Origin of the sequence: Flavobacterium aquidurense, assembly GCF_031458035.1 — a bacterium.
Lineage (GTDB): Bacteria > Bacteroidota > Bacteroidia > Flavobacteriales > Flavobacteriaceae > Flavobacterium > Flavobacterium aquidurense_C.
In genome coordinates this window covers 1-26,535 of sequence record NZ_JAVDXR010000006.1, presented here as the reverse complement: position 1 = coordinate 26,535, position 26,535 = coordinate 1, and the positions used below count along the sequence as shown (strand labels likewise).

The following is a 26,535-nucleotide window of genomic DNA, read 5'->3' as shown; positions in this document are numbered from 1 at the left end:
GTTCTACATCTGCATGTATAAACTTTGCTACATCCTAGTAGACATTTAGGTATCTCATTTCAACAACATTCTCTCAGTAATTATTTTATTAGAAGAAACATCAATCCCACTAACTTCAGCATACTTTACATTTGGGAACCAAAAGGAACCTCCTTCAATGCGTACAAATATTTTTTCAACCCCGATCGCGCGGATTTGTAATCCGTGCCCGCAAAGTATATCTTAACAGAAAAAAGAAAGTCCAGTTTTTAATAATAATAATAATAATAGGTACTGGGCTTAGAATAATCATAAAAAAACCATTCATTTTTGAACGGCTTTTATTTATTTTTCCCTTCCAAACAATTTATCTACTTGCCTTTTGTTTAATTTGTCAGTTAATTGCGTTACTATCCCCTTTGGATTTCCGATTGTAGGAGTAACATTAACATAATTAACGAAACTAACTCCTTTATATCCAGATTTATGAAACATTACTGTTATTTTTTTTCCTTCAAAATTAGTAAACTCAAAACTTGTACCTTTGGGAAATTGTGAAAGAGCAAAGACTCGATCTATTTCATTATAAATTTCATCTAATTCATTTTTCTGCAAAGTATAATACCATTGTACTTTAATTTCTGTAAATGAATTATCAGGAAACGTAAAGTAAACGAGATCTTTAAACCAAGTTGAACAGTAATTCCCCACTCCTATACATATTTCTTTATCAGGCTTTACAGTTTCTTCACTTCTTATTATTTGAGCATTTAAATTGAAGCAAAGCATCAGAAAACTAAATAGTAATAATTTTTTCATTTTTTATTCTTTAAAATTACCATATCAAAGCTAAACTTTTTTTAATACGCTTGCTTAAGGTTTTCCATATTATTCCCATCTATAAAAAAAGAAAATCCAGTTTTATTAATAAAGGAACTGGCACGCAAAGAATTTCGGCGCTATCGTTTCGCATAGCCATTTTACTTTAACAACATTCTCTCAGTAATCATTTTATTCGAAGAAACATCAATCCCACTAACTTCAGCATACTTTACATTGGGCACCCAAAACGAACCTCCTTCAATGCGCACAAATATTTTTTCTACCTGTATTTTTTTCTGATTTACATTTACAAAAACATGATATTTTTGATCTGAATCTAGCTTTTTCAAGGTTAAGGCTAACTTTTTATACGATACAAATTGAAACTCAAACTCCTCATTGTTTACCGTTTTAGTTTCTATTCCGTAGGCAAATTTGCGTTGTAAATAATTAAGATCTTTTTTTTCTCCTTTCTCAGCATACCGAATCCAATATGCTTTTATAGGATTGCTTTTGTCTATTTTTCCATTTTCCTGATAGTTTATGGCATAAATAGCAGTGTTTATATTAGGGTCACGCTGAATGTAAAACAGCATATTATCGATGTTTTTAGGCGTTGGAAAATGTAATGGTGACGGGTTTTTGGATTGTGCCAATAGATCTCCGGAAATTATATTGACTAAAATCGTTATAACGAGTAGTGATTTTTTAAAATATTTAAATGGTAATTTATTCATAAAGATTTTTTTATATAACATTGGGTGTAATTATTTAAACACATAGAAACATAGAATTGGGGCGCTTAAAAAAAGGCGTTTCACTTGTTTACAAAAAACATAGTTGGCTATGTGTAAAGAAACTAGTTTATTTTTGTTTACTTCTTTTACATATTAAAATCTATGTTTCTATGTGTTGAATAGATAAAATACGGATTATATGCAAATGGTTCTTTACATATTCATAAACGAATTATTAAGCTGTTGGTTGCAATTATTTTAAACACATAGAAACATAGATTTAGAACGCTTAAAAAAGGCGTTTCACTTGTTTAAAGAAATCCCGAAGCTTCGGGACTATGTGTAAAGAAACTAGTTTCTTTTTTATATTCTTTTTACGAATCTTCAACCTATGTTTCTATGTATTTAAAATCCTTTTTTTAAACTACACGAATTAATTTGATTCAATTGCATTCTGTTTTTCATTTACCCTAAAAACCCAATTTTTAATCAGTGGATAATTAAAACCATAAGAAACAAAACTGTCGATGATTAATCTTCCGATTCTATAATCGATTTGAAAAGATTTTTGCAAAATAAGCGTGCCAAATGATTTTAAGGAAATGCTTCCCAAAACCACCAACGCAAATTTAAAAAGCTGGTTATTGAGGTGGCTGCTATAACCGGATTGGTTTTTAAATACCCAAAATCTATTGATGCTGAAATTGATAATGGCACCAACTGTTCCGGAGATTAGAATAGAAATGGTAAAATGCAGTTTAAATACTTCTGTTAGTAAAATCATCAAACCATAATCAGTAATGCCTCCTAAAAATGCCGCAACTTGCGCTTGCAGAAAAGTAAAAATGGATTTTTTCTGGAACATATCAGCCTTGGTTTTTATCTTTTAAATCGCCCAACTTTAAAAGTTTTAAGCTATCTACAGTATTAATTATGAGCAATATAATAGTGATTAAACCAGCCAAATAAGTAATTGATCCATGAAATAAAACTTCTGTAATTAAAATTAAAGCAATAATAAATCGAAGTTCTGTTGGACCAACAAATCCAGAATCTATACTGTATTCATTTGTAATTTTATAGCGTAACTGACTGATGATGATAGACCAGCCATACAAGGCGACAAAAGCAAAGGCTACTATTTGTGTGCCATTTTCAGCATAAATGTAGTAGCCAAAGCCTATAAGTACAATACCAATCCAATCGGCAATAATATCGAGTGCAAAACCATACCAACGGCGTGGAATATTTCTATAATAAGCCAGTCTTCCATCTAAAGAATCGCCTAACCAATTTATAGCCAATCCGATAATACCCAAAAGCAAATACCAATTTGCCACATAAGCACCTAAAACAAAAGCTAAAAAAACGAGTCCTGAACCCAGTGTACCAGTTAAGGTGAGTACGTTTGGCGAAATGAATTTAGGAACCTTTGGAAGTAAAAATACAATCGTTGACTGTTCTAAACTTTTTAAAATATTAGTTCGCTTACGGTCTGAAAATGTTCTTTCTGCAATTTCATTATAATCCTCAACCTGTGTTTCTTTTCCCATTAATAGCCCCATTAATAAGCCTGATTTATAGCCAATTCTAGTTTTACAATTTTTAATTTTATTTTTCTTTGTGTATTTTTAAAAAAATCGGTGGTACTTTTTAGCTTACCTGATCTAACCAGATAACTAAATGCAAGGACAATAAGCATACTACTATTATTTAACAATACCTGCAAAACGTTGATAGAAAACCGTTGGACTGTTCTCATTTTTAGGAGCATATTTTCCTGCTATAATTGGAATATAAATAACTCTCCTTCTACTGTCTTCTCCACGGATAGATGATTCTGCCACTCTGTGCCACAAACGGCCATCGTGAATGGTTAAATCTCCAGCTTCCGGAATGATGGAAACCTCCTGTGGATCAGGCTTATTATCTAAAAAGTATTTTTTGCGGAAAAGCATTTGATAAATACTTTGCCTGTGCGTACCCGGAATGATTTTAAGACCGCCGTTTTCAGGTTTTAAAGTGCTTAAGTGAATACCAACATTGAGCATCGGGTTTAATTTTCCACCATAAAAAATATCTCTCAAACCATCTGTATGCCAGCCCATTTTAGTGAACTTACTTTCTGGCCCATTGATATAATGATTGAAAACCATTCCGTCTTTTTCTTCGGTACCTAATCTTGCACCCTCGCCTGCCAATGGCAACAAACCATTAAATCTTGGATCAAGCAGAAGACCACTTAAGGTTTGATGATGTTGATTGATGAAAGCAAAACGCTGTACAATAGGAGATCCATCCAGATCTTTTCCATATTTAATCGGAACACCATTTACTTTTTGTAGGTCGTTGTCAATCCATTTTTGCTGCACTTGTTTTGAGGCATCAATAATTGATGTAACAGTTTCCGGATTTATAAATTTTTTGAAATGAATGAAACCATATTCGTTGAAAAAGTCAATTTGCTCATTAGTTAATTGCTCCGTAAGTGTAAAAGTTTTATAAGTAGATACCATAATAAATATATTTAATAAATTGAAAAAAATAGGGTTTGTAATTTTATCTAAAAGTTAGCAACAGCAACAACAACAGCAACACATTCGCATATTGTTGTACATTCGATCTTTAGAAAATTTAAACTTATTTTTTTTGTTATTAGACATACTCTATAGAATTAGTAGACATTTACACAAATATAATATATTTTCTCATTTACAAAGAATTTTTTTTTATTTTTTTTGAAAAAATTAAATTTTATAAATCCCCGCTGCAGTTTTTTCTATAAATGCCTTTGGCAGTATACGGTTGGCATAGACTGAAATGATATTTGTAAAACCCGGAATAACTTCTGATTTTTTGTTAAACATCGCTTTTACTGCGATTTTTGCCACTTCATCAGGTTGCATATTAAACTTTTCAGCCATTTTGTTTAAAGGGTTTACACCTGCTCTTGCAGCAAAACCAGTATCTACCGGACCAGGACTAAAACAGGTTACTGCAATTGAAGTTTCAGCAAGTTCGAAACGCAACGCACGGGTAAACGATAAAACAAAAGCCTTTGTAGCTGAATAAACAGCCAGCGTAGGTACAGCCTGATAGGCAGCAGTACTCGATATATTTAAAATGTAGGCTTGTTTTTCTTGTGAAAGTACAGGCACTAATAAATGTGAAAGTTCTACCACTACATTCATGTTAAGTTGCATCATGCCAAGCTGATCGGCTAAAGAAGACTGACTAAAATCGCCCCACACACCATAACCCGCATTGTTAACTAAAAAGCCAACTGGATAGTTATTCGTTTTTATCCAATCGGTTACTTTTAATGATGCACCATTTATCGAAAGATCAATCGATAAAAAAGCAACATTGATGCCGTATTTAACTTTAAGATCATCAGCTAGTACTTTTAATTCGGCTTCACTTCTTGCAACAAGCAATAGTGGATAACCTTGTTTGGCCAATTCATAAGCAATAGATTTTCCTATGCCTTTGCTGGCGCCAGTTATTAAGGCATACGGTTTAGTTTTTTCGCTCATTTTAGTAATTTAATAATCAAATATAAAGATTAATGAGCAAACCCAGGGTAAAAGCAATTATCAAAACTTTTGGTGATTCAACCTGTCTCTTACAAAACGTAAACGTCATCGATAGTATCAAATCGATTGAAAAATCAAATTGAAATGGATATTACTAATGAATAAACGCTAAGGAGAACACATAATGTTTTTACGCTCGGCGCCTTAATTTTATATTTACTGTTGTGGTAATTAACGACATAAAAAAGCTAAATCTTTCGATTTAGCTTTTTTGTTTCTTTTTAATTCGGAATTCGGTTTAATTGGCATCAAACCATAGTTTTGTAGTAAGCAAGTCTTTTCCCTGAGCGGTTATTGCGGCTTGATAACTTGCCCCATTCAACGACTGCTCTGTACCTGGATAGAAGAAACGCGAAGGAATTTGTCCGTCCAAAACAGTTGCAGGACCAGCCTTCAATACGGGATAGTCAAGTCTTCTCCATTCCACAAAAGCATCAAGACCTTGTCCGTAGAATGCAATCCATTTTTGCGTACCTATCGATTTGGCATAATTCGCTGCATCATACTTCACAGTTGCCTGATTAAGATAATTAGAAATAACGGCAGCATCGGTAATACCAAATTGATTGAACGAAGCCGTAATTGCACTTTTATACAGTTGTTCAGCATCTCCGGGAATATAACCGCGGGCAACCGCTTCTGAAAGATTGAAAAGCACCTCAGAATAAGAAACAATTACAGCTGGCGATGCTGAGGTCAGGAAATAAGTACCCGGTTTTGATGTCTTGGCAAAACCCTGACTATTAGCATCACTATTTGATAATCCATTCGCACCTCCAACGTATTTACCTACGCTTGCATCTGATGGCAGCTGAGCATAAATTGGTAAACGTGGATCTGAAAACTCGTATAATTTATCTACCATCGTCTTCGAAATACGGAAATCATCACGGGTTTCGAACCAGGCTGATGCGGGATTTTGCTGAGGTGAAGTGGTGTACACAAACTTAAAAATTTCACTATTGTTGCTAATCACTCCTGCAGGATCTGTTGTTGCATCAATAGCTGCCTGCTTCGCTAAAGCAGGTTCTTTCGCTGAAATTCTCAATGCGATACGCAAACGAAGCGAATTTACCAGTTTTTTCCATTTCACAATATCGCCCTTATATGCCAAATCACCAGTTACAGCGCCATTTGCCGGACTTAACAATGACTGAGCTTGTTTTAAATCTTCAAGCAATCCTGTGTATACTTCCTTTTGCGTATTATAGGCTGGCGTAACTTTTAAACCTGCTTCTTTATATGGAATATTTCCGTAAGCGTCTGTCAACAATAAAAATGTCCATGAACGCAAGGTCAATGCAATACCTTTATAATTTGAATTTGCCTGTGAATCCGGGAAATTCAGAATCGTGTTCAAATCCGTAATCAGCGTTGCATAGCCTGTATTCCACAAAGAAGTGAAAGAAGTGTTAGAGACATCGTATCTGTCCGGTTCAGTATATTGAATTTTAGCCCAATGCTGCACAAACAACAATGACGAGTTAAAATTATTATCAGCACCCCAATATAAGTCAGCTCCCTGCTTTAATGTTCCTGTTAAAAGGTAGGGTGCCAATGGGGTTTCAGTTGCATTTGGATTTTTGTTAATTTCATCCAGAGTGTCATTGCATGAGGTCAGTGCCACTGCAAATAGAATTATGTATGATAGTTTTTTCAGCATGATTCCGTGTTTTTAAAATTTTAGGTTAACATTAAGGGTGAAATTTCTGGTAGTTGGCAAGGCTAAACTCTCCAACCCTTGTGCATTTCCGGTATTGAAAGCTGATTCAGGATCGATATTTGGGACGTCTTTGTAAATAAATAACAAGTTACGACTTGCCGCAGTTACACTTGCTCCATCCAATCCAAGCTTTTTGATTAGTTTTTTATTGAAATTGTAAGTTAGTTTTACCTCTCTTAGTTTTACAAAAGTTGAGCTGTAAATATAAGCTTCGCTAATATTGTAAGACGCTTTGTAATATTCCTGTGCACTCAATACCTGAGTATTAGGAGTTCCGTCAGCATATACTCCATCAAAAATAACTCCATCATCATATACTGCAACTCCATTTGGAGGGGTTCCACCTGTTACAAGTGTTTTTGTATTGGCAGTATTGTTCCCAGGATAGTAATAACTTAGTCCGCCGTTGGCAGCGTCACGACCTGGAAGAGTCTGCTCTAATACACCTGTATAATTACCCGTTCTGTTTGTTCCTGAAAAAAGTTGCCCACCTACACTAGCATCAATAAGAAATGAAAGCTCAAGATTTTTATAAGTCAATGTGTTTGTAAGACCCGCTAAATAATCTGGGGTATAATGTCCTAATACTTTCTTTTCCGGATCCGCTTTCGGCAATCCGTTTGCACCTACCACTATATTTCCACTTGCGTCACGCTGATAAGCTGTACCATAAAGTGCGCCATAAGCTTGTCCTACTGATGCCAATACATCAACACCTCCCGAAGAACCAATTGTGTAGTTTTTAATCAGTCCCTCATAATCTAAAACCTCTACTTTGCTGATATTCTTTGCGTAGTTTACACCCACATTCCATTTGAAGTTTTGATTTTGGATAGGGGTTCCATCCAATTGAATTTCAATACCATGGTTGTTTATTTTACCCGCATTGATTAATTGTGAATTATAACCACTCGAAGCAGTAGTTTTTATCTCCAGGATCTGGTCAAAACTATTGGTATTATAATAAGCAAGATCAAAATGAAGTCTGTTTTTCCAGAAAGAAGATTCTAAACCAAGTTCGGTCGAACGGGTAGTTTCAGGTTTCAGGTTCTCGTTCAGTTTCTTCTGCGAAGAGGTTTGAATCGGATTTCCGTCAAATGCAGTCTGGAAGTTATAAACCGTAGACAATTGATACGGATCTGCATCATTTCCTACTTCTGACCAACCTCCACGCAGCTTTAAAAAGTCTAACGTATTGCTTTTTAGTTTTAAGGCATCAGATAATACCAAACTACCACTAACAGAAGGATAGAAATAAGAGCGGTTACTGCTTGGCAATGTCGATGACCAGTCATTACGGGCAGTTACATTTAAAAATGCATAATTTTTATACCCTAACTGTGCCGAAGCATATGCACTATATACTCTCAATTTTGAGAATGAATTGGATGAAGTTAACGGGTCTCTTGAATTTGTCAATGTATATAGATCAGGCACAGCCAAACGTGGTGCTTTTTGATAATTGTTTGCATCACTGTGGTTACGCACGTTGAAACCGGCAAGAGCATCCAGACTAAAATCATCGTTCAGTTTTTTGGTATATTGAAAAATACCCTCAGTGTTTCTTTCGTCTACAGTATAAGCATCTTCAGCATACGATCCGTAAGGAGTTCCGTTTGTACCATACTTAATTGTATATTTTCTTCGGTCATTATAGTAGTCGACGCCAGTGCGGAATCTAAAATTAAGTCCGTCGATAATCTTTGCATCCAAATGAATATCTCCAATTAAACGGTTACGCTGTTGGCTGGTCGTATTATAATAAGCATTCCAATACGGATTGCTGTAATAGCTGTTATTCCAGTTTGTATTCCAATCATTATCAAGCTGATTGATATCTACCTGACGTCCGAACCAAAGAAACTGAAGCATTACGCCGGCAGCACGGTTACCTCCTGGGCCACCCGGAAGTGCCGGAGCATTTGTAACAATATAGTTGGCGTTTACACCTATTTTTATATTTTTAGATATTTGGTAATTAGTACTAATAGTAAAGTTTGATTTATTTACTTCACTATTAGGTACAGTTCCTAATTGCTTTTGATTATTTGCGCCTACGCGAAAATCTGATTTATCATCGGATTTGGCCACCGAAATACTATTGTCAAAAGTAAGACCGGTGTTGAAGAAATCCTTCACATTATCAGGATGTGCCACAAAAGGTACTGCCACACCATTTGAATAAAATTGCGGAATAAGACGACCGTCTAATTTTGGTCCCCAGCTCTCATCAACACCATCATTAATTCCGCCTCCTTTACCATCTACATAGCTAAACTTTCCGTTTGATCCTTGTCCAAATGAATTTTGAAAATCAGGTAATGTAGTAACTTTCGAGATCGTTATACCTGAGTTAACGCTTATACCTAATCCCTGCTGACCTTTTCCTGATTTTGTAGTGATAAGAACAACACCATGCGCAGCACGCGATCCGTAAAGTGCAGCCGCGTTAGGGCCTTTCAGGACAGTTATAGTTTCAATATCATGCGGATTCAAATCGGCAATCGCATTTTTGAAATCGCGAGTAGCTCCACCGTAGTTTAACTGTGAGTTATCTACCGGAACTCCGTCTACCACAAATAATGGCTGGTTATTTCCTGCAATAGATGTTTCCCCACGAATAACAATACGCGAAGATCCCATATCCCCCTGCGAATTGGTGATACGCACCCCTGCCAATTTACCGGTAAGGCTATTTAAAAAATTCGTTTCTTTCGTATTCTCTAAATCCTTGCCTTTAACGGACTGGGTAGTATACCCTAACGATTTCTTTTCTTTTGAAATTCCTAATGCGGTAACAACAACTTCTGACAACACATTCTGTTCTTCAGTAAGATTAATTACAATTGAATTTTCAGTAGCTACAATTTCCGTTTTCTTATATCCCAAATAACTTACGATTAGAGTATAAGGAAGCTTTTGCCCTGTCTGAAAATAAAATTTCCCGTCGAAATCAGTTACAACCCCGTGCGTAGTACCTTTGATATTTATTGATGCACCAATAATCGGTTGTTTTGTAATAGCATCCACTACTGTTCCGTCAAGTCTGGACTGAATCAGCGGTTTTGTTTCTTGAGCTTTTATCCCTATGGAAATCAACAAAATGCATATCCATGCATATCTATTTAATTTTTTTTTCATTACTTTGTTTTGGTTTAATAAATAAGGCAAGCCAAGAACGGATTACTCCCCTCTCGCTTTCCTTATAGAGATGTACAATTTCTTTAAGCTTCACCATTTCTGCTGGAACAGAAATGGTTTTTTTTTTATCTGCAACACATTCGTTTTTTCATTTTCTCTTTTATTTGGGATTACTATTATTTGAATTGGTTCGGGCAAAATCCAACCCGAAAATTTGAAATCGTTCGAATCGAAGATAATTCTTTAAACTCTACCTATCCGATAGAACAAAGGTATGTTAAAAATATTAAATCAAAAATTTTAATAATTTTTTTTGAAAAAAAATTGTTAAATAAATTAAGCGGAAAATTTAATCCTCTAAAAACAAGAGGATTAATAAAAATGCCTTTTTTTACCTTAAATAGGAATTTTCCCAAATTAATAAGCTAAAACAGAAATTTATATTATAAAACACTTACTCTTTTTTGAATATTTTTTATTTTTTTTTAGTACAAAAGATTAGCTCAAAAAAAGCTCAATTTCTGCTAATCTTAAAGCAAAAAAAAAGACCAAACATATTAAACGTTTGATCTTTAACCTTTTTTTATAAAATATAGATTAGTGGTTGTCAAATTCCCTGCGGTTGTAAAAAGCGTCATCATCACTATCATAGCCAGAGCCAGGTCCATTTTCAGGATAATAGGAATTCATTACCCTTCTTTCATAATTTCTGTCAAAATCATTTTGCCTGTTATATCTGCTTGTGTTTCTAAAAGTATCATATCCTATACTGTTAGCCATAACAATTTTTGTGTCTTTGTTAATATTGACAGATCCAATTGGGATTATAATGTGACTGTCCCCTTCTTTATAAATAAACTCTTTTCCACTGTCGTTAGCAATGACGTCACGAACTTCATTATGGCTATCCTCTAATAATCCTTTATCTAATTTCACATCCAGATAGACCACGCGCTGCATATCTTTATTAACCCACAAATTATCAATTTTACCTATTGTATGGTTATCAGCGTCTACGATCTTCCATCCTCTTACATCAGAATAATTTGAAGCAATTTTATAATTAGATAGTTCGTCAAGTCTGTATAAGTTTTTGTTTTTATTTTCCATAATTTTTTTTTATAAATAATATTATATACTGTTTATTCTTCCGCAAATAAGTGCTGGAAACGGTGTCCTATTGTGCACTCGTACTGTTTTCTATTTCTGTGCTGCTATCATTTTGAACTTCATGATCCATTGCAAAGATGTAGTATATAATTGCTCCGATTATCAGCACTGCCGCAATCCACGGCCATATAGGCTTCTTTTTCTCGATTTTAATTTCTGCCATAACTTATTATTTTTTTTGATTATAAAATAGTTTTAAAATAGTACTAAAGATACAAATGAGGATATGCTAAGAAGTATTTAATTTCAGCAGAATGTTATACAATTCCCAGCTTAAAAGCACATAATGGTATGAAATTCACCCCTCTTAATGGAGTGTTTGGGCTTAAACACTGGAATACATTTGAACTGCGTTACGGTCATTACACAAGTACAACTAATATGACTTCAGATATTATTAGTATTAACATTAAATACTGATAAAATTCAATATTAAAAAATTAGGAAACCTCCAAGATCAAATGACTTTGGAGGTTTTTATTTTATAATGAATAAGGTCTTTTAATATGTTTTGCAAGCTGCATTGGAAGTCGTCATACCGCTGAATACGAAAATACATGACGTAATCTGTATTTATTAAAAAGAATAAAAATCAAACCAATAATTAAAATCAAAGACAGGTTTGCTGCTCCAAGCAATAATTGACTTTTAACAGCATATAAGTTAACAAACCCATAGCTAAATACAGAGCTTACCATATAAGTAGCACCTCCGGTAAGTCCGCTTGCAATACCGGCATTTTTTGAAAAACGGCTCAGGCAATAGCCATAAATAATATTAAATATAAAGCCTCCACAGACATTAAGTCCCATTGTAAAACCAATTACAGTATAAATATTACTTTCAAATTGCGCTGTAAAAATCATTAGTAATACTAACGCAAGTTGTGCTGAAACTGCAATTGACACTTTCTTTGCCAATGGTTTGTGAATAAGCGATTTGGCAATAATACCACCCGTCATAACAGATAGGCCGGATAGCAAAGAACTGTAACCAGTTGTAACAGCTGAATACCCAAATAAACGTTCTATAATAAAAGGGCTAACCAGATTATAAATTACTACCAACCCAAAACAAATACCTAAAATTATGATTCCTAATGTAAAATCAGCCGTTTTTAGCATACCTGAGTAAGTTTCTGCAATAGATTTTAATTTAAAGGGATGAAAATGCTTTAACGATTCGCCACTGTATAAAAGTTCCAAGACCAAAAAAAGTAATGATAATCCGCCAAGGAAATAAAAATTAGATCTCCAGCCAAACAAACTTTGCAGATAGCCTCCTAAAAACGGCGCCATAATAGGTGCGCAGGCCCATATGATAGAAAATAAACTGATATAACTTTTTAATTTATCACCCGAATACAGATCGACAAAGTAAGCACGTTTTGAAACTACAATAAAGGCAATTGCAATTCCCTGAATGATACGCATCGCATAGATAACATAAATATTGGGTACCAAAGCAATAATGAAACTCGTTACTGAAAAGACAGCCAATGAGGCAATACTGATTTTAAAACGTCCGAAACTATCCAAAATACTGCCTATAAAAATCTGACTTACACCCAAACTAAACATAAAAAAGACTAACGAAAGCTGAATTGCCCCCGCCGAAACATTTAAATCTTTTGCCATGGCAGGAAGTGATGGCAAATAAATATCTGTTGCAAATCCGGATAACGGTATAAGTGCCAGAGCTAACAGAGTGCTGAAACCTTTATGGTTTTCTTGTAAATTTCTCATTTTGTAAAATTTATTATTATTAAAAAAGACCAATCGGTCTTAAATTATTTAAAAAAAATATGTTATAATACATATCTTTCAAAATCATTTTTGATACTGTTTAGAATAATATTCATTTGGTCATCATTCCCTAAAACTTTTCGGCACAAAATACCACCTTCAATAATTGCAAAAGTGTTGATACTAAAATGTTCCGAATTTATCTCTTGTGACAATTCCTTATTCTGAATGCCATCTTCAATTATGTTTGAAAGTCTTCTCTGAGAAGAAAGAATTGCTTTTTTTACCTGTTCTCTCATGAACGGATTTGTGTCGTCCGCCTCTGTCCCGAAATTCAAAATCGGACAGCCTTCTATCATAGCATTGCCATTGCCATAAACATCCAACAAATTAAAGAGTTTTTCCCTGGCAGATTTACCTTTAGAAACTGCTAAATCTAATTTTGAGGCTAATTGTGCTCTCAGATATAAAAAAGATTCTATACATATTTCCTCTTTATTCTCAAAATTACCGTAGATCCCACCTTTAGCCAACTTTGTAGCCTCCATAATATCACTTAATGAAGTACCCGCCATACCTTTCTTATTAATAAGTGGTGCCGACGCTTCAATTATAAATTGCCTGGTTCGTTCTGCTTTACTCATAATTTCCAAATGCTACGCTACAAATATAGACCGAACGGTCTTTATTTCAAAATGTTTTTAACTATAATTTAAAAAGAACTAATTATCAGACCTTTAAACCATCAAAATATGCTGATGTTTCTTCTATTAAAGAATGCATTAATATGTCTGCTTTAGTGTGTTTTAAAATGGGTGCAATTTGTCCTCCCCAAAATAAAATCATATCCCACTTTTCCTGATCAAGAGCTGCTTTACGCAAGGGTGACATAAAAGTTGTTTGCAATGGGAATGGCAAAATACTCGCTTCTTCCCCAATAATTTCCTTTGCAATTCTACTGGTTATTCCACGACCCAATCTTCCTGTATAGGCGCGCGACAAAGTAGAATATTTTGCTGCATCAGAAAACAACATTTGTTTATGAATTGGTAATGCATTCGATTCATCGACAGCTAAAAAAGCAGTTCCTATTTGGGCTGCACTTGCCCCTAGAGCTAATGCCGCTGCAACACCTTTGCCGTTAGCAATTCCGCCGGCTGCAATAACCGGAATTTTTACTTTTTCCCTGATCAATTGTAATAAAACAAAAGTTCCTGTAACCGACGATTCTGCCGATGCTAAAAAAGAAGGCCGATGTCCGCCAGCCTCAAAACCTGAAGCAATAATCATATCAACACCTGAATTTTCCAAAAAAATAGCTTCGTCTAATGTTGTTGCAGCCCCTACTGTTACAATTCCTAATTTTCGGGTTTGTTCTAAAACATCAGTCGGTAATGCACCAAACATAAAACTAAATACTTTTGGACGAACATCTAAAATCACATCCAGTTGATTTTCAAACCTGGATTGAAAAGATGCTGGTTTCTCCGGTAATGGAATTCCGACTTCATCAAAATAAGGTTTAAACAAGGCTTTAGCTTTATTAAACTGCTCATCTGTTAAGCCATTATCAGTAATATCATGATCAGAAACCCAAAGATTAAGATTATAGGGTTTGTCAGTTGCTGCTTTTATTTGTTTGTCAACCTCAAAAATTTCCTGAGGCGTCATTGTATAGGCACCGTAGCCGCCAAGTCCGCCTGCGTTTGAAACCGCTGCAGTCAAGGCTACGGAGGATAAGTTACCTCCAAACGGTCCTTGTAATATTGGATATTGAATTCCAAGTAATTCTGTTGCTTTTGTATTGTACCACATGACTTTACTTTTTTAAAGTTATTCACTTATATTAGTCAGCATTTTATTGACAATATACCATTTGCCATTAATCTTATGGAAAGATAAAAAATCCCGATAATTAAACTCGTACATTTTTACATTAATCTCTGCCATCGCAATCGAGTTTACCACTTTTATATTCAGGATTTCACCCTTAAAAGGTTTGCCTGCATCTTTCGGACTTTGTCTGTTCTTTACCCCATCTAAATAAAGCTCTGCTGTTTTAAAATACGGCTGTCCGTTTACATCTCCATAAACTAGTGTTCCGGGATAAAAAATGCTTCCTAATAACATTACATCTCCTTCATAAATGCCTTTAAAATAATAATTTTCTATTGCATCTGTAATAGCTGCTGTGTCTAAATTATGATTTTCCATTGTGTTATTATTTTGTGCTTTCATTCCCTGTACATTAAGGAATATAAAAGCGATTAATAAAATTACTTTTGATACTGTCAATTTTGATTTTTGTAATTCCATGATTTTAAAGTTTATAATTACACTACAAATTTCAAAAGGAAACACGAGAAGACTACGTGATCTACATCACTATTCAATCTCATAATAAAACTATTTAAACGATAAAAAAGATTTGGTACAGCTGTTTTTCAAACCATACCAAATCATTACTTATTTTATTTTTGACAATAATTTAGTTGCTACTTCTTCAGAAGATTGCGGATTTTGACCTGTCAATAATAAGCCATCTTCTACTACATAAGAACCCCAATCAGAACCCTGAGAATATTTACCTCCTCTTTCTTTTAATTTATCTTCTAATAAAAACGGAACCACTTTGGTTAATCCTACAGCTGCTTCTTCAGTGTTAGTAAAACCCGTTACTTTTTTTCCGGCAATCAGATATTTTCCGCTTTTGTCTTTAACATTTACCAAAGCCGCTGGTGCGTGACATACAAAAGCGATTGGTTTGCTATTATTGTAAAAATCCTGAATAAGTTGAATCGAATTTTTATCAGTAGCCAAATCCCACATTGGACCGTGACCTCCAGGATAGAAAACTGCTTTAAAATCCTTTTGTTTAACACTAGTAATTTTTACTGTACTTGCCAATGCATTTTGTGCATTTTTATCTGCATAAAAACGTTTAGTTGCCGGAGTTTGAAATGACGGATCATTACTTTTTGGATCAATTGGAGCCTGTCCGCCATTTGGAGTAGCAATTACTACTTCAATTCCTTTATCTAAAAAATAAAAATAAGGCGTTGCAAATTCTTCAATCCACGAACCGGTTAATTCTCCGGTGTCTCCTAATTTATTGTGAGAAGTCAAAACAAACAATACTTTTGTTTTTTTGTTTTCCTGCGCAGTAACCGCAAGACTACTTATTGCAAAAAGAGCAATAAATACTGATTTAATACTATTTTTCATTTTTCTTATTATTTATGCTTCAACACTTTATATCGCTACAAAGCATTGAAGCAGTTATTATTTTTTTAATTAATTTAAATTATGACCTGCAGCTTTACCACCATCAACATTGATAATTGATCCGGTAATGAAAGTGCTTTTTGCAACAACGTATACCATTTCAGCAACGTCTTCAATTTCTCCTACTCTGTTCAATAAATGAAGACCCGCACTCTGATCTGCTTTATCGCCATGCATCGGCGTTCTGATAACTCCTGGCGCAACCGTATTAAAACGAATGTTACGTTTTCCAAATTCAGCTGCTAACTGAACTGTCAAGGCATGAATTGCACCTTTGCTTGCAACCGGTGCAGAAGCTGGCCATCCGCCTAATCCATGATTTACCAATGGTGTTCCGATATTAATTACGACACCATCTTTTTGTTTCAACATTTGAGAAACAGCTGCCTGAGTAGTAAAATATGTTCCTTTAAAGTTTGTTGTCAAAAATTTATCCAGATAAGATTCATCCACTTCCAAAAATGGTTTACTGTCAAAGATTCCGGCGTTGTTTACCAATACATCAACAGAACCAAATTTTTCGATTGCGATTTTCACTAATTGTTCACCAGTATTTTTATCGCTGATATCTCCGGCGTACATTGCCAGATTATCTCCTGCGCCAAATTCGTTGTAAGCGCTTTCTAATGAAGCCGGAGTTACTGAATTGATTACTACATTATCGCCTCTGTCTAAAAAATATTTAGCGATTCCTTTTCCGATACCAGATGCTGCACCTGTTACGATTATTGTTTGTTTTTTCATGATTTTTTATTTTCTATCGGCAGTTATGCCTTTTTCTCTTAATACTGATACTTGTTCTCCTGCATAACCCCAATCGTCTAAATCTATTTCCTGAATCACAATATGAGTTAAGTGCGGATCTTTGTTTAATACTTCTGTAATCAAATTAGTTATACCACTGATTAATTCCTGTTTTTGCTCGCGGGTTACTCCTTCGCGGGTCAATTCGATTTTTACGTAAGGCATGGCTTTAGTTTTGAGATTGTTCTGAAAATATGGCTTCGGCTGTGATATTAAAATCAAGTTCAAAGTCATTGTAGATTAAAGTGTCTCCTAAATCTTTGAAGAAATTACCTGAACGGAATTTGATGTCATATTTAGTACGATCAACTAACAATTTACCTGAAAGGGAAATGTTATTTCTATTGTTTTTAACCGTTGCTTCAAAACCAACAACGTGAGTAATATCTTTTATGGTAAGATTACCTTCAAGATAATAAGTGCTGTCTGATACCTCTCTCGCAGTAAGAATATCAAAAGAGGCAGTAGGAAATTTTTCGATTGAGAAGAAATCATCAGAGGCAAGATGACCTGCGAATTGCGCATTTGTTGCCGGATCTGTTACATCGAGAATTTTAATTGAAGCTGTGTTGATGATAACATTGCCTTGTTGTATTTTTCCATCATTTAAGATGAAATTACCTTCTTTGATACCAATTGTACCACTATGAGCACCGGTAACTTTTCTACCAGTCCATTCTACGTTGCTGTTTGAGCTTACGATTTTAAAATTTGTTGTTTCCATTTTTATTGTATTTAAAAGTACAATACAAAGGAACGGCGGTTATGAAAATTGGTTACGTGATGTAGATCACATTCTGATTTTGGGGTTAAATCAGGGAATTATAATTATTTTTTCACGCAGATTTAAGTTTTTATATACGTTGTCTTTTTATTTCACGCAGATTTAAAAAGATTTAGGCAGATTAGCGCAGATTATTAATGTGCTAATGTTTAAAAAAAATCTTTTTAAATCTGCTTAAATCTGCAAAATCTGCGTGAAATTTTTATCTACATAAAATCACAATTTCTTTTACGAGCTATGCAATCGGCTTAGAGTTTCTCTTGAAACACCTAAATAAGCGGCAATTAAATGTTTTGGGACAAGATTGTATAATTGAGGATACAATGCCAATAGTTCCTCATACCTTTTTTTGACATTGTTATTCATAAAGGATAAAAGTCTTTTTTGAGAAGCTATGTAACCTCTATTCGTTCTCCAACGGAAAAAGTGTTCTAACTGATGGAATTCACTACAAAGTTTTTCGCGGTCTTCACTAGAAAGGCAAAGCACTTCTGCATCTGTAATACAATCAACACTTATTGTTGCAGGCGTCTGATTGTATAAAGCGGCATAATCCGACGTCCACCAGGTTGGCATGGCAAACTGTAATATGTACATTTTTATTTCATCATTAATAAAAAAAGCTTTCAAACAGCCTGAAATTACAAAGTACTCACAATCTACTTTATCCCCTTCACTAAGAATGGCTTGCCCTTTTTTAAAAGACATCGGTTTAAAATGAGAAAATACATAATCAAAATCTTCTTCTTTTATAGAAGCAATTTTCGCAATATGTTGTTGTAATAGTTCTTTGGCTTCCATTATAAAATCTGAATAAATCTTTTTTGCAAAGTTATAAAATCTGTTGAACTTATTGTTTGTCTATTTGAAAGCTAAAATTGTCCGTTTCGACAAAAATGTATTAATTTATTAGATGGTTCTGTTAGAAATTTGTCCTGTTTAACAACTTAAAAATTTAAAATCATGAATGCAAAAACAACAAAAATTATTTATTGGACAGGTATTATTTTAACTTCATTATGGTTTGGAGCTAGTGGCTTTTTCGAACTTACAACAAATCCAATTGTTTGGACGATTACACAACAACTTGGTTATCCCGAACATTTCATTTATTTATTGGGCGTATTTAAAGTGGGCGGTGTAATTACCTTATTAATTCCGAATAAATTATTACGATTGAAAGAATGGGTATTTGCGGGTGTTTTCTTCGACATCACTTTCGCTTTCTTTTCAAAATTAGCGGTCATAGGCTTTTCTGCAACAACTGATGCCATTATTGCTTTTATAATGGTGAGTGTAACTTATTTCATGTTTCGTAAATTATATTTAGCCAGTTATACTCAAAATATAGCAGTTTACTAATTTTTTATTAATTCATATAAAGTTGTAAAATGCCTAAGATCATTTCTTAGGCATTTTTGATGCTATTGAAAACATTCTTATATTTGCACTTTCAAAATAAAGACCTCCACAAATGTGAATAAATAATTTCTTTCAGATATAGAGATAGTAAACCGCTCAACGGTTTGCTGATTTATTAATGCTTAAGAAAGAGATTATGCTTATTCTAAAAAACATTTCATACACACATTCGAATAGAGAATTGCTGTTCAGCAACATTAGTCTGACGGTAAACAATAACACTAAAATCGCTTTAGTGGGCAATAATGGTTCTGGAAAATCGACCTTATTAAAAATTATAGCAAAAAAATTATTTCCGTCAGGCGGAATAGTAGAAACAGACGCTGAGCCGTATTATATTCCCCAGATTTTTGGGCAATACAATCATTTAACGATTGCAGAAGCTTTGCAGATTGATCAAAAAATCAATGCCTTACAGGAAATTCTTGAAGGCAATGTAACGGAAAAAAACCTGAACCTGCTTAATGACGACTGGACCCTTGAAGAACGCTGTGCCGAAGCTTTAAAATACTGGCAATTAAACAAATTTGAACTCAATCAAAAATTAGAATCCTTAAGCGGAGGTGAAAAAACAAAAGTATTCCTTGCTGGAATTATGATTCATCAGCCAAAACTTATTTTGCTTGATGAACCGAGTAATCATTTGGACATTCAGGGTCGCGAGTTATTATATCAATTTATAAAAACGACAGCAAATACAATGTTAATCGTTAGCCACGACAGGGCATTACTCAATTTACTTGATGCGACCTGCGAATTAAAGTCAAACGGAATTAAATCTTACGGTGGTAATTATGATTTTTATGTCGAGCAAAAGACTATAGAAAAAAATGCGCTCGTACAAGATATTCGTTCCAAAGAAAAGGCACTTCAGAAAGCCAAAGAAAAGCAGCGGGAAACTTTAGAAAGACAACAAAAATCTGATGCAAAAGGTAAAAAGAAACAAGAAAAAGCGGGTGTTGCCAGAATTATGATGAATACTTTGCGCAACAATGCTGAAAACAGCACTTCAAAAGCCAAAAGTGCTCATGCTGAAAAAACTGGCGGAATCTCGCAGGAATTACGGGAATTGCGTGACGGAATTCCAAGTGTTGACAAGATGAAATTTGGGCTAGATCATTCGACATTGCATAAAGGCAAAATTATTGTAACCGCCGAATCTCTTAATTACAGTTATAATGAAGAGTCAATTTGGAAGAATAATCTAAACTTTCAGATTTTAAGCGGCCAGAGAATTGCCGTAAAAGGAAATAACGGTTCCGGAAAAACAACTCTGATAAAACTTATATTAAAAGAGATAAAACCAGAATCAGGTACTTTAAAAATTACAGACTGTAATAGCGTTTACATTGATCAGGATTATTCCTTAATCAATAATAACCTGACTGTTTATGAACAGGCACAGCGAAACAATAGTGCAGGTTTAGAAGAACATGATATTAAGATGAGGCTAAACCGATTTCTTTTTACAAAATCAGATTGGGACAAACCCTGTCAATATTTAAGCGGTGGCGAAAGAATGCGGCTAATGCTTTGCGGTTTAACAATAGCCAATGAAGCACCCGATTTTATTATTTTAGACGAGCCAACCAACAATCTTGATATTCAGAATATCGAGATATTAACAGCTGCCGTTAACGAATATCAGGGAACTTTAATTGTAATTTCTCACGACGAATTTTTCTTAAAACAAATTAATATAAATAGTACAATTAGTTTAAGTTAAATCATTTGATTTGATTTGATTTGATTTGATTTGATTAAAAGTCCGAACCGACATTCTCGTGTGGTCATGTATTGCCATTAATTTTCCGTAACGTATTTTTTTTGAGCTTTTTGACAAATAAATTTGAGCTTTTCAGCAAAGTAACAAGCATTGCTTCTGATGTAATTTTGTATTGAACAATTAAATACAATTACAATGAACAAAATATGGTTTATTACAGGAAGCTCAAGAGGATTAGGACGTAATCTTACAGAAGCAGTTTTAGAAAGTGGTGATAAAGTTGTAGCAACAGCTCGCGATATCAATCAGTTAAATGATTTGAAAGACCGTTTTAAAGATCAAATTTTTCCGTTAGCATTAGATGTAAACAACTACGAACAAGTGTATACCGCGGTTAAAACGGCAACGGAACATTTTGGAAGAATTGACGTGCTGGTAAACAATGCCGGATTCGGGATTATTGGTGCTGCAGAGGCTTATACAAATGAACAAGTACGCAGCCAGTTAGAAACTAATTTATATGCCCCAATCGAAATTACCCGTGCCGTATTGCCTTATATGCGCAAACAAGGTTCAGGAAGGATTTTACAAATCAGTTCTATCGGCGGACGTGTTGGTAATCCAGGTCTAACAATGTATCAGGCGGCAAAATTTGGTTTAAGCGGATTTACTGAAGCTTTGGCTAAAGAGGTTGCTCCATTGGGAATATTTGTAACCAGTGTTGAACCAGGCGGTTTCCGTACGGATTGGGCCGGAGCTTCTATGTCGTATGCTGCTGAAATAGAAGGCTACGAAATGGTAAAACAACGTACTGATTTTTTCAAGGGAGGAAAATTCGTTGCAGTTGGAGATCCTGAAAAAGCAGCCAAAGTGATGGTAGATTTAGCTTCTCACCCCAACCCGCCCGTACACTTGGTTTTAGGAAGTGAAGCAATTGGTATCTTAAAAAATGCTGATCAAAGCCGAACAGAAGAAATGGAAAAATGGATCGATGTTAGTATATCAACAGACCATGATGATGCTGGAAGTTTTTTTGATACAGCACAAGGAAAATGGTATACCAATAATGCTAAAAAACAATAATTTAAAGGTATCTTATAGTGGGCAGTAATCCGTTTTACTGTCCATTTTTTTATAAATTTGTGATATGAACGATTCCAAAATAAATCAAAAGACATCACCAATTGCTTATTCCTGCTACTACAGCCAGAATCGGGAAGGCGAGCAATTTGCTGCAGAACATGTTTTAAGTTTTCAGATTTCGGGAGTACTTACTTTAAACAATGGTAATCGTGAATATGTTTTCAAGCCTGGAGATTTTCGATTTATCAAAAGAAATCAGCTTATAAAATTCAATAAACACCCCGATCCTAATACCGCTTTTCAGTCCATTTCAATTTACCTGAATCAGGAAACGCTGCGTGATTTCTCGATAAAACACAATCAGAAAATCAGTTTAATTAAAAGCCCGGAAACGGAAACTATTTTTCAGTTAAAAGAAGGTCCGTTACTTAAAAGTTTAATGGATTCATTGATTCCTTATATCAACGAAGATCAATTAATTACAGAGGAACTTCAGGTTTTAAAAGTACATGAAGCCATCAATATTTTATTGCAATGCAAACCGGAACTCAAAGACATTTTATTTGATTTTACTGAACCCGGAAAAATTGATCTGGAAGCTTTTATGAAAAAGAATTTTCATTTTAATGTGCAATTAGAACGTTTTGCATATCTCACTGGTCGCAGTTTAGCCACTTTTAAACGTGATTTTCAACGTATTTTTAAACTTTCGCCAAGCCGATGGCTGCTTCAAAAAAGATTACAACAAGCTTATTATCTTATAAAAGAAAAAGGAAAAACACCCTCTGAAGTTTACCTTGAAGTGGGTTTTGAAGATCTCTCGCATTTTTCATTTGCCTTTAAGAAACAATACGGATTATCGCCTTCAAAAATTCTTTAGTTTTGTTTCAGGTTTTCTTTGTTTCAGGTTTCAAGTTACCAATCCATGTCGAGCTTCTTGTGTGATCCTTCATTCCTCAGGATGACAATATTGCGCTTATTTCTGTGTGGTCACTCAGCTGTCCAACTCAGAAACCTGAAACTTGAAACCTGAAACAAAAAAAAACTAAAACCTTACCTATTTTCCAACCAGCTCAAAAACGCTGTAGCTTTTTCTTTTCCAACTAATAATTTTTCTTCTGTTGGAATGGTTAATTTCAATATCAATTTACGGGAGAAATAATGTTCAGCTTCTCTTATTGCAGAGAAATTAATTAAATATTGCCTGTTGATTCTAAAGAATTGTGTTGGTGATAAAAGCTTATGAACCTCATCCAAAGATTGTGTAATTTGATATTCGGCCTTATCAAAAGTAATAATTGTCGGGGTTTCATTTTTAATGCAAAATAATGCTATGTTCTCGGTTAAAACCGTTTGGTACTTGTTATTTTTAAAAACCAAAAAACTGCTCTTTCCTTTATTTTCACCAGTTCTTGTCAATAAATAATCAAAATCTGGCATCATTTTTTTATTTCTTTGAAAGAAATTCTTGAGTTCGGCTGCTTTTTTAATAGCCTGAGCAATACTTTCTCTTGAGAACGGTTTTAATACATAATCGATTCCGTTTGATTTAAATGCTTCAATTGCATAATCATCAAAAGCGGTACAAAATATTACAGGCGATACAACTTCTACATTTTTAAAAATCTCAAAACACAAACCATCTGCGAGTTGAATATCCATAAAAATTAGATCGGGCTGATCATTTTCTAACAGATAACTAACCGCTCCGTCTATGCTTTGTATATACGACAAAATTTGAGTATCAGGTCTGATACTCAAAATTAGCTGGCCAAGTGCTTTGGCCGTTTTTATTTCATCTTCAATTACTATTATAGTCATAAATCAGTGGTATTTTTACTTTAAAAGTATTTTCCGTTTTGTCAATTTCAATTTCTTTATGAATCAAATGCATAAAACGCTGATTGATATTATCCAAACCAACTCCAGTTGACAATACGCCTCTTTTTAACTGTATTGGATTTTCAATAACTAAAAAATCATTTTCAGAATATAATTTAATCTGTAACGGTTTATCTAAAGAAACCACATTGTGCTTAATGCAGTTTTCTATTAATAATTGCAAAGTAAATGGCGGAATGGCCGAATCGTATTGTTTTTTATCAACTTCATTTATCAAAACAAATCCTTCTTCAAAACGGGCTTTGAGCAGATAAACATACGAATCCAAAATCTGAAGTTCTTCACTTAACGGTATCAAATCCATTTTTCTGCTTTCTAAGGTAAAACGATAAAAATCAGATAATTTCAGAATAAAATCGGCACTATGAGGATCCTGAATTTCTACCATTGATTTCAATGTATTCAGACTGTTAAACAAAAAATGCGGATTGACCTGTTGTTTCAATAGTTCATATTGTGCGCCCAGGTTTATGGCGTGTGTACGCTCTAATTCCACTCCCATTTGCTGTGTCTGATAATTTTGAAAAAGCAAATGTAGAAACATATACACGATCAAATTGATTAAGACACCACGCAATTCAAACATGATCGGCGCATCCATTTTAGAGATCTGAAAAAGTTCCTGATGCCCAATTACCAGGATTACCATAATTAGAATTCCGAGTACAACACTCAGTAAAAGTTTCCAGTTGAATAAGCTTTTATTAGTGCGTTGGGATGAAAATTTAGGCAGGCTGTAAATATTGTAATACCAAATAAAAACAGAGAACATCAAAGTGATCGAAGAATTGATGACAATATCTCCGGGAGTCGAAGCGGCATCAAATAATTTTGGTATCGAAGCAAGAATCGCCAATGCTATAGAACTTCCCCAAATCACCTTTCGGGAAACGTGAAAGCTTTTTACTTTTTCCATAATTTTTTTAGGTGTTTTTAGATCTCGCTTTGTCAAAGATAGGATATTTTGAAAGCATTTTTTATTGATGGAAAAAAATCGGAACAAAATATTTTTATCCCGATTTGGTAAACTTCCGAAATTAAATTTAAAGCCAAAGTGCCTTGTTATCCTGCATTAACTGCATTATATTTTCTTTTATAGTAAGATCGTTTTCATTACGCTTGATGCTATTGATACGTTTTGCTTTTGCCGTTTTTGTACAACAATTTAAGCTTAGGAAAAGCATTTTCATAAAACAGGAGATTGTTGTAAAACAGCTTTTGTTACAGCCAAAATACTTCCGTTGTTTTTGTCTTGAACAAATCCGATTATTTCATAATCTTTCGAATTAAAATCTTTTGGAAGAGCTACTGAAGCCGTTCCTTTTAAATTTCCACTTAAAGCAAAATTTGACAAACTGCGTACAATTTGATAATGTGATAAAATGCGATGTGCATTCTCTCCCCTTTTCACATTGCTTTTAGCCGACTTTTGAACCACAGCTATAAGCAGGCGATTATTTTGTGTCGCTTTGCTGACGTTATAATTCAAATTCAACTTAGTATTTTGTTGAGTGGCCTCTAAAGATAATTCGGTTACAGCAGTTTTTGAAAGTGCTGATTTGATTCCGTTTCGAACAGCAGTTTCCTCAGATCCAATATAATCAATTTTTCCATTGATAATTAGTTGTGGCGTATAGATGGGATCTTTCTCCATAAATTTAGCATAATCATATTGTCGTTTGGTGTAATCTGCTTTGCTAAAAATATCTTTCCAGCCTTGCTTATCCCAATAATCAACATGATATGACAAGACGTACAGCTCGCGATCTTTATATTCGTTTTGAATTTTTCCCATTAATTCGTCAGCCGGCGGACAGCTTGAGCAGCCTTCAGAAGTGTACAATTCTAAAAGAGCAAAACCTTTGTGCGTATTAGTATTTGAATTAGTCTGACTGAACGAAGTCATTGTCATCAGCATTAATCCCACAAAAAAAACGTGTATTACTTTTATCTTTTTCATTTTTTATTAGGCTAGAAGTTAAATGTTAAATGTTAGAAGTTCAATCACTGCTAACATTTAACATCGATATCTACTTAAAGAATATTAATTTCAACATTAATATTTCCTCTTGTTGCTTTAGAATAAGGACAAGTCTGATGCGCTTCATCGGCAAGTTTTCTTGCTGTTTCAGGATCTATGCCTGGAAGATTTATATTCAATCTTGCCTGCAAAGAATAAGCTCCATCTGTTACAGCTAAATCAACTTCTGCGTCTACAGCAGTATCAGTTGGAAGCTTAATATTTAGTTTTGAAGCGGCAATTCCCATTGCGCCAATAAAACAAGCCGACCATCCTGCTGCAAAAAGCTGTTCCGGATTTGTACCCGGACGTGAAGATCCCGGAGAACTCAATTTAATATTCAATTGATTATCTGAACTTTGAGACGCTCCTTCGCGGCCACCTGTAGTGTGTGTTTTTCCTGTGTATAAGATTTTTGTTTCCATGACTTTTAATTGTGAATTATTAATTATTAATTGTGAAATGTGAGTTGTAAAATGTGAAATGCGATGTTTATCTCAGCTCTTTACTCTTTACTCTTTACTCTTTACTCTTTACTCTTTACTCTTTACTCTTTACTCTTTACTCTTTACTCTTTACTCTTTACTCTTTACTCT

The 26,535-nt window shown here is 34.3% G+C and carries 28 protein-coding genes; 4 read left to right on the top strand and 24 right to left on the bottom strand.

Annotated features, from left to right (window positions below):
• Positions 1 to 54: 54 nt before the first annotated feature.
• The 20 genes from J2X17_RS11015 to J2X17_RS10920 all read right to left on the bottom strand — a co-directional run bounded on the left by J2X17_RS11015 (position 55) and on the right by J2X17_RS10920 (position 18,587).
• Entirely contained in the window at positions 55 to 171 is a 117-nt protein-coding gene (locus J2X17_RS11015; protein WP_310298297.1) for a DUF4833 domain-containing protein, read from the bottom strand.
• A 153-nt stretch (positions 172 to 324) separates the two neighbouring features.
• A complete protein-coding gene (locus J2X17_RS11010; RefSeq protein WP_310297677.1) occupies positions 325 to 798 on the bottom strand; it encodes a hypothetical protein in 474 nt (157 codons plus the stop codon).
• A gap of 161 nt (positions 799 to 959) precedes the next feature.
• Positions 960 to 1,538: a DUF4833 domain-containing protein gene (locus tag J2X17_RS11005; RefSeq protein ID WP_310297674.1), complete on the bottom strand. Its 579-nt coding sequence runs from the start codon at positions 1,536 to 1,538 to the stop codon at positions 960 to 962.
• Positions 1,539 to 1,971: 433 nt separating this feature from the next.
• Entirely contained in the window at positions 1,972 to 2,403 is a 432-nt protein-coding gene (locus J2X17_RS11000) for a GtrA family protein (RefSeq protein ID WP_310297671.1), read from the bottom strand.
• Between the two features lies 1 nt (position 2,404).
• Positions 2,405 to 3,103 (bottom strand): CDP-alcohol phosphatidyltransferase family protein, encoded by a 699-nt coding sequence (locus tag J2X17_RS10995; RefSeq protein ID WP_310297668.1) that lies wholly within the window; start codon positions 3,101 to 3,103, stop codon positions 2,405 to 2,407.
• 144 nt (positions 3,104 to 3,247) lie between these two features.
• The gene (locus J2X17_RS10990) at positions 3,248 to 4,054 is read right to left on the bottom strand and encodes a phytanoyl-CoA dioxygenase family protein (protein WP_310297666.1); all 807 of its coding nucleotides are present in this window, start codon (positions 4,052 to 4,054) and stop codon (positions 3,248 to 3,250) included.
• Positions 4,055 to 4,285: 231 nt separating this feature from the next.
• On the bottom strand, positions 4,286 to 5,074 hold the full coding sequence (locus tag J2X17_RS10985; RefSeq protein ID WP_310297664.1) for an SDR family NAD(P)-dependent oxidoreductase: 789 nt from the start codon (positions 5,072 to 5,074) through the stop codon (positions 4,286 to 4,288).
• Between the two features lie 298 nt (positions 5,075 to 5,372).
• Positions 5,373 to 6,797, bottom strand: a complete 1,425-nt coding sequence (locus J2X17_RS10980; protein ID WP_310297661.1) for a SusD/RagB family nutrient-binding outer membrane lipoprotein — start codon at positions 6,795 to 6,797, stop codon at positions 5,373 to 5,375.
• Positions 6,798 to 6,809: 12 nt separating this feature from the next.
• Positions 6,810 to 9,998 (bottom strand): SusC/RagA family TonB-linked outer membrane protein, encoded by a 3,189-nt coding sequence (locus J2X17_RS10975; RefSeq protein WP_310297658.1) that lies wholly within the window; start codon positions 9,996 to 9,998, stop codon positions 6,810 to 6,812.
• Positions 9,999 to 10,595: 597 nt separating this feature from the next.
• A complete protein-coding gene (locus tag J2X17_RS10970; protein ID WP_310297655.1) occupies positions 10,596 to 11,108 on the bottom strand; it encodes a PRC-barrel domain-containing protein in 513 nt (170 codons plus the stop codon).
• A gap of 67 nt (positions 11,109 to 11,175) precedes the next feature.
• Positions 11,176 to 11,331 carry a hypothetical protein gene (locus J2X17_RS10965; RefSeq protein WP_310297653.1) on the bottom strand — a complete coding sequence of 52 codons (156 nt, stop codon included), beginning with the start codon at positions 11,329 to 11,331 and terminating at the stop codon, positions 11,176 to 11,178.
• Between the two features lie 370 nt (positions 11,332 to 11,701).
• The gene (locus J2X17_RS10960; protein ID WP_310297650.1) at positions 11,702 to 12,913 is read right to left on the bottom strand and encodes an MFS transporter; all 1,212 of its coding nucleotides are present in this window, start codon (positions 12,911 to 12,913) and stop codon (positions 11,702 to 11,704) included.
• 62 nt (positions 12,914 to 12,975) lie between these two features.
• Positions 12,976 to 13,557: a TetR/AcrR family transcriptional regulator gene (locus J2X17_RS10955; protein ID WP_310297647.1), complete on the bottom strand. Its 582-nt coding sequence runs from the start codon at positions 13,555 to 13,557 to the stop codon at positions 12,976 to 12,978.
• A gap of 85 nt (positions 13,558 to 13,642) precedes the next feature.
• Positions 13,643 to 14,728 carry an NAD(P)H-dependent flavin oxidoreductase gene (locus J2X17_RS10950; protein WP_310297645.1) on the bottom strand — a complete coding sequence of 362 codons (1,086 nt, stop codon included), beginning with the start codon at positions 14,726 to 14,728 and terminating at the stop codon, positions 13,643 to 13,645.
• 18 nt (positions 14,729 to 14,746) lie between these two features.
• A complete protein-coding gene (locus tag J2X17_RS10945) occupies positions 14,747 to 15,229 on the bottom strand; it encodes a nuclear transport factor 2 family protein (protein WP_310297644.1) in 483 nt (160 codons plus the stop codon).
• Positions 15,230 to 15,379: 150 nt separating this feature from the next.
• Positions 15,380 to 16,138: a type 1 glutamine amidotransferase domain-containing protein gene (locus tag J2X17_RS10940; RefSeq protein WP_310297641.1), complete on the bottom strand. Its 759-nt coding sequence runs from the start codon at positions 16,136 to 16,138 to the stop codon at positions 15,380 to 15,382.
• A gap of 69 nt (positions 16,139 to 16,207) precedes the next feature.
• Positions 16,208 to 16,942, bottom strand: a complete 735-nt coding sequence (locus J2X17_RS10935) for an SDR family NAD(P)-dependent oxidoreductase (protein WP_310297638.1) — start codon at positions 16,940 to 16,942, stop codon at positions 16,208 to 16,210.
• Between the two features lie 6 nt (positions 16,943 to 16,948).
• Positions 16,949 to 17,167: a tautomerase family protein gene (locus tag J2X17_RS10930; protein ID WP_310297635.1), complete on the bottom strand. Its 219-nt coding sequence runs from the start codon at positions 17,165 to 17,167 to the stop codon at positions 16,949 to 16,951.
• 4 nt (positions 17,168 to 17,171) lie between these two features.
• Positions 17,172 to 17,726 carry a YceI family protein gene (locus J2X17_RS10925; protein ID WP_310297632.1) on the bottom strand — a complete coding sequence of 185 codons (555 nt, stop codon included), beginning with the start codon at positions 17,724 to 17,726 and terminating at the stop codon, positions 17,172 to 17,174.
• 288 nt (positions 17,727 to 18,014) lie between these two features.
• Complete coding sequence (locus J2X17_RS10920) at positions 18,015 to 18,587, bottom strand: Crp/Fnr family transcriptional regulator (protein ID WP_310297630.1); 573 nt, start codon at positions 18,585 to 18,587, stop codon at positions 18,015 to 18,017.
• A gap of 162 nt (positions 18,588 to 18,749) precedes the next feature.
• On the opposite strand from J2X17_RS10920, the gene J2X17_RS10915 reads away from it, so the two are divergent.
• The 4 genes from J2X17_RS10915 to J2X17_RS10900 all read left to right on the top strand — a co-directional run bounded on the left by J2X17_RS10915 (position 18,750) and on the right by J2X17_RS10900 (position 22,897).
• Complete coding sequence (locus J2X17_RS10915) at positions 18,750 to 19,148, top strand: DoxX family protein (protein ID WP_310297627.1); 399 nt, start codon at positions 18,750 to 18,752, stop codon at positions 19,146 to 19,148.
• A 196-nt stretch (positions 19,149 to 19,344) separates the two neighbouring features.
• Positions 19,345 to 20,934, top strand: a complete 1,590-nt coding sequence (gene abc-f / locus J2X17_RS10910; RefSeq protein WP_310297623.1) for a ribosomal protection-like ABC-F family protein — start codon at positions 19,345 to 19,347, stop codon at positions 20,932 to 20,934.
• Positions 20,935 to 21,129: 195 nt separating this feature from the next.
• Complete coding sequence (locus tag J2X17_RS10905) at positions 21,130 to 22,017, top strand: oxidoreductase (RefSeq protein ID WP_310297620.1); 888 nt, start codon at positions 21,130 to 21,132, stop codon at positions 22,015 to 22,017.
• Between the two features lie 64 nt (positions 22,018 to 22,081).
• Entirely contained in the window at positions 22,082 to 22,897 is an 816-nt protein-coding gene (locus tag J2X17_RS10900) for an AraC family transcriptional regulator (protein WP_310297617.1), read from the top strand.
• A 173-nt stretch (positions 22,898 to 23,070) separates the two neighbouring features.
• Here the strand turns inward: J2X17_RS10900 and J2X17_RS10895 are convergent, their stop codons facing one another.
• The 4 genes from J2X17_RS10895 to J2X17_RS10880 all read right to left on the bottom strand — a co-directional run bounded on the left by J2X17_RS10895 (position 23,071) and on the right by J2X17_RS10880 (position 26,364).
• A complete protein-coding gene (locus J2X17_RS10895) occupies positions 23,071 to 23,838 on the bottom strand; it encodes a LytR/AlgR family response regulator transcription factor (RefSeq protein ID WP_310297615.1) in 768 nt (255 codons plus the stop codon).
• On the bottom strand, positions 23,819 to 24,835 hold the full coding sequence (locus tag J2X17_RS10890; protein ID WP_310297613.1) for a sensor histidine kinase: 1,017 nt from the start codon (positions 24,833 to 24,835) through the stop codon (positions 23,819 to 23,821). Before J2X17_RS10890 ends, J2X17_RS10895 begins: the two co-directional genes overlap by 20 nt.
• Before the next feature lie 270 nt (positions 24,836 to 25,105).
• Positions 25,106 to 25,879 (bottom strand): DUF1223 domain-containing protein, encoded by a 774-nt coding sequence (locus J2X17_RS10885; protein WP_310297610.1) that lies wholly within the window; start codon positions 25,877 to 25,879, stop codon positions 25,106 to 25,108.
• Positions 25,880 to 25,953: 74 nt separating this feature from the next.
• The gene (locus J2X17_RS10880; RefSeq protein ID WP_310297607.1) at positions 25,954 to 26,364 is read right to left on the bottom strand and encodes an organic hydroperoxide resistance protein; all 411 of its coding nucleotides are present in this window, start codon (positions 26,362 to 26,364) and stop codon (positions 25,954 to 25,956) included.
• Positions 26,365 to 26,535 lie beyond the last annotated feature (171 nt).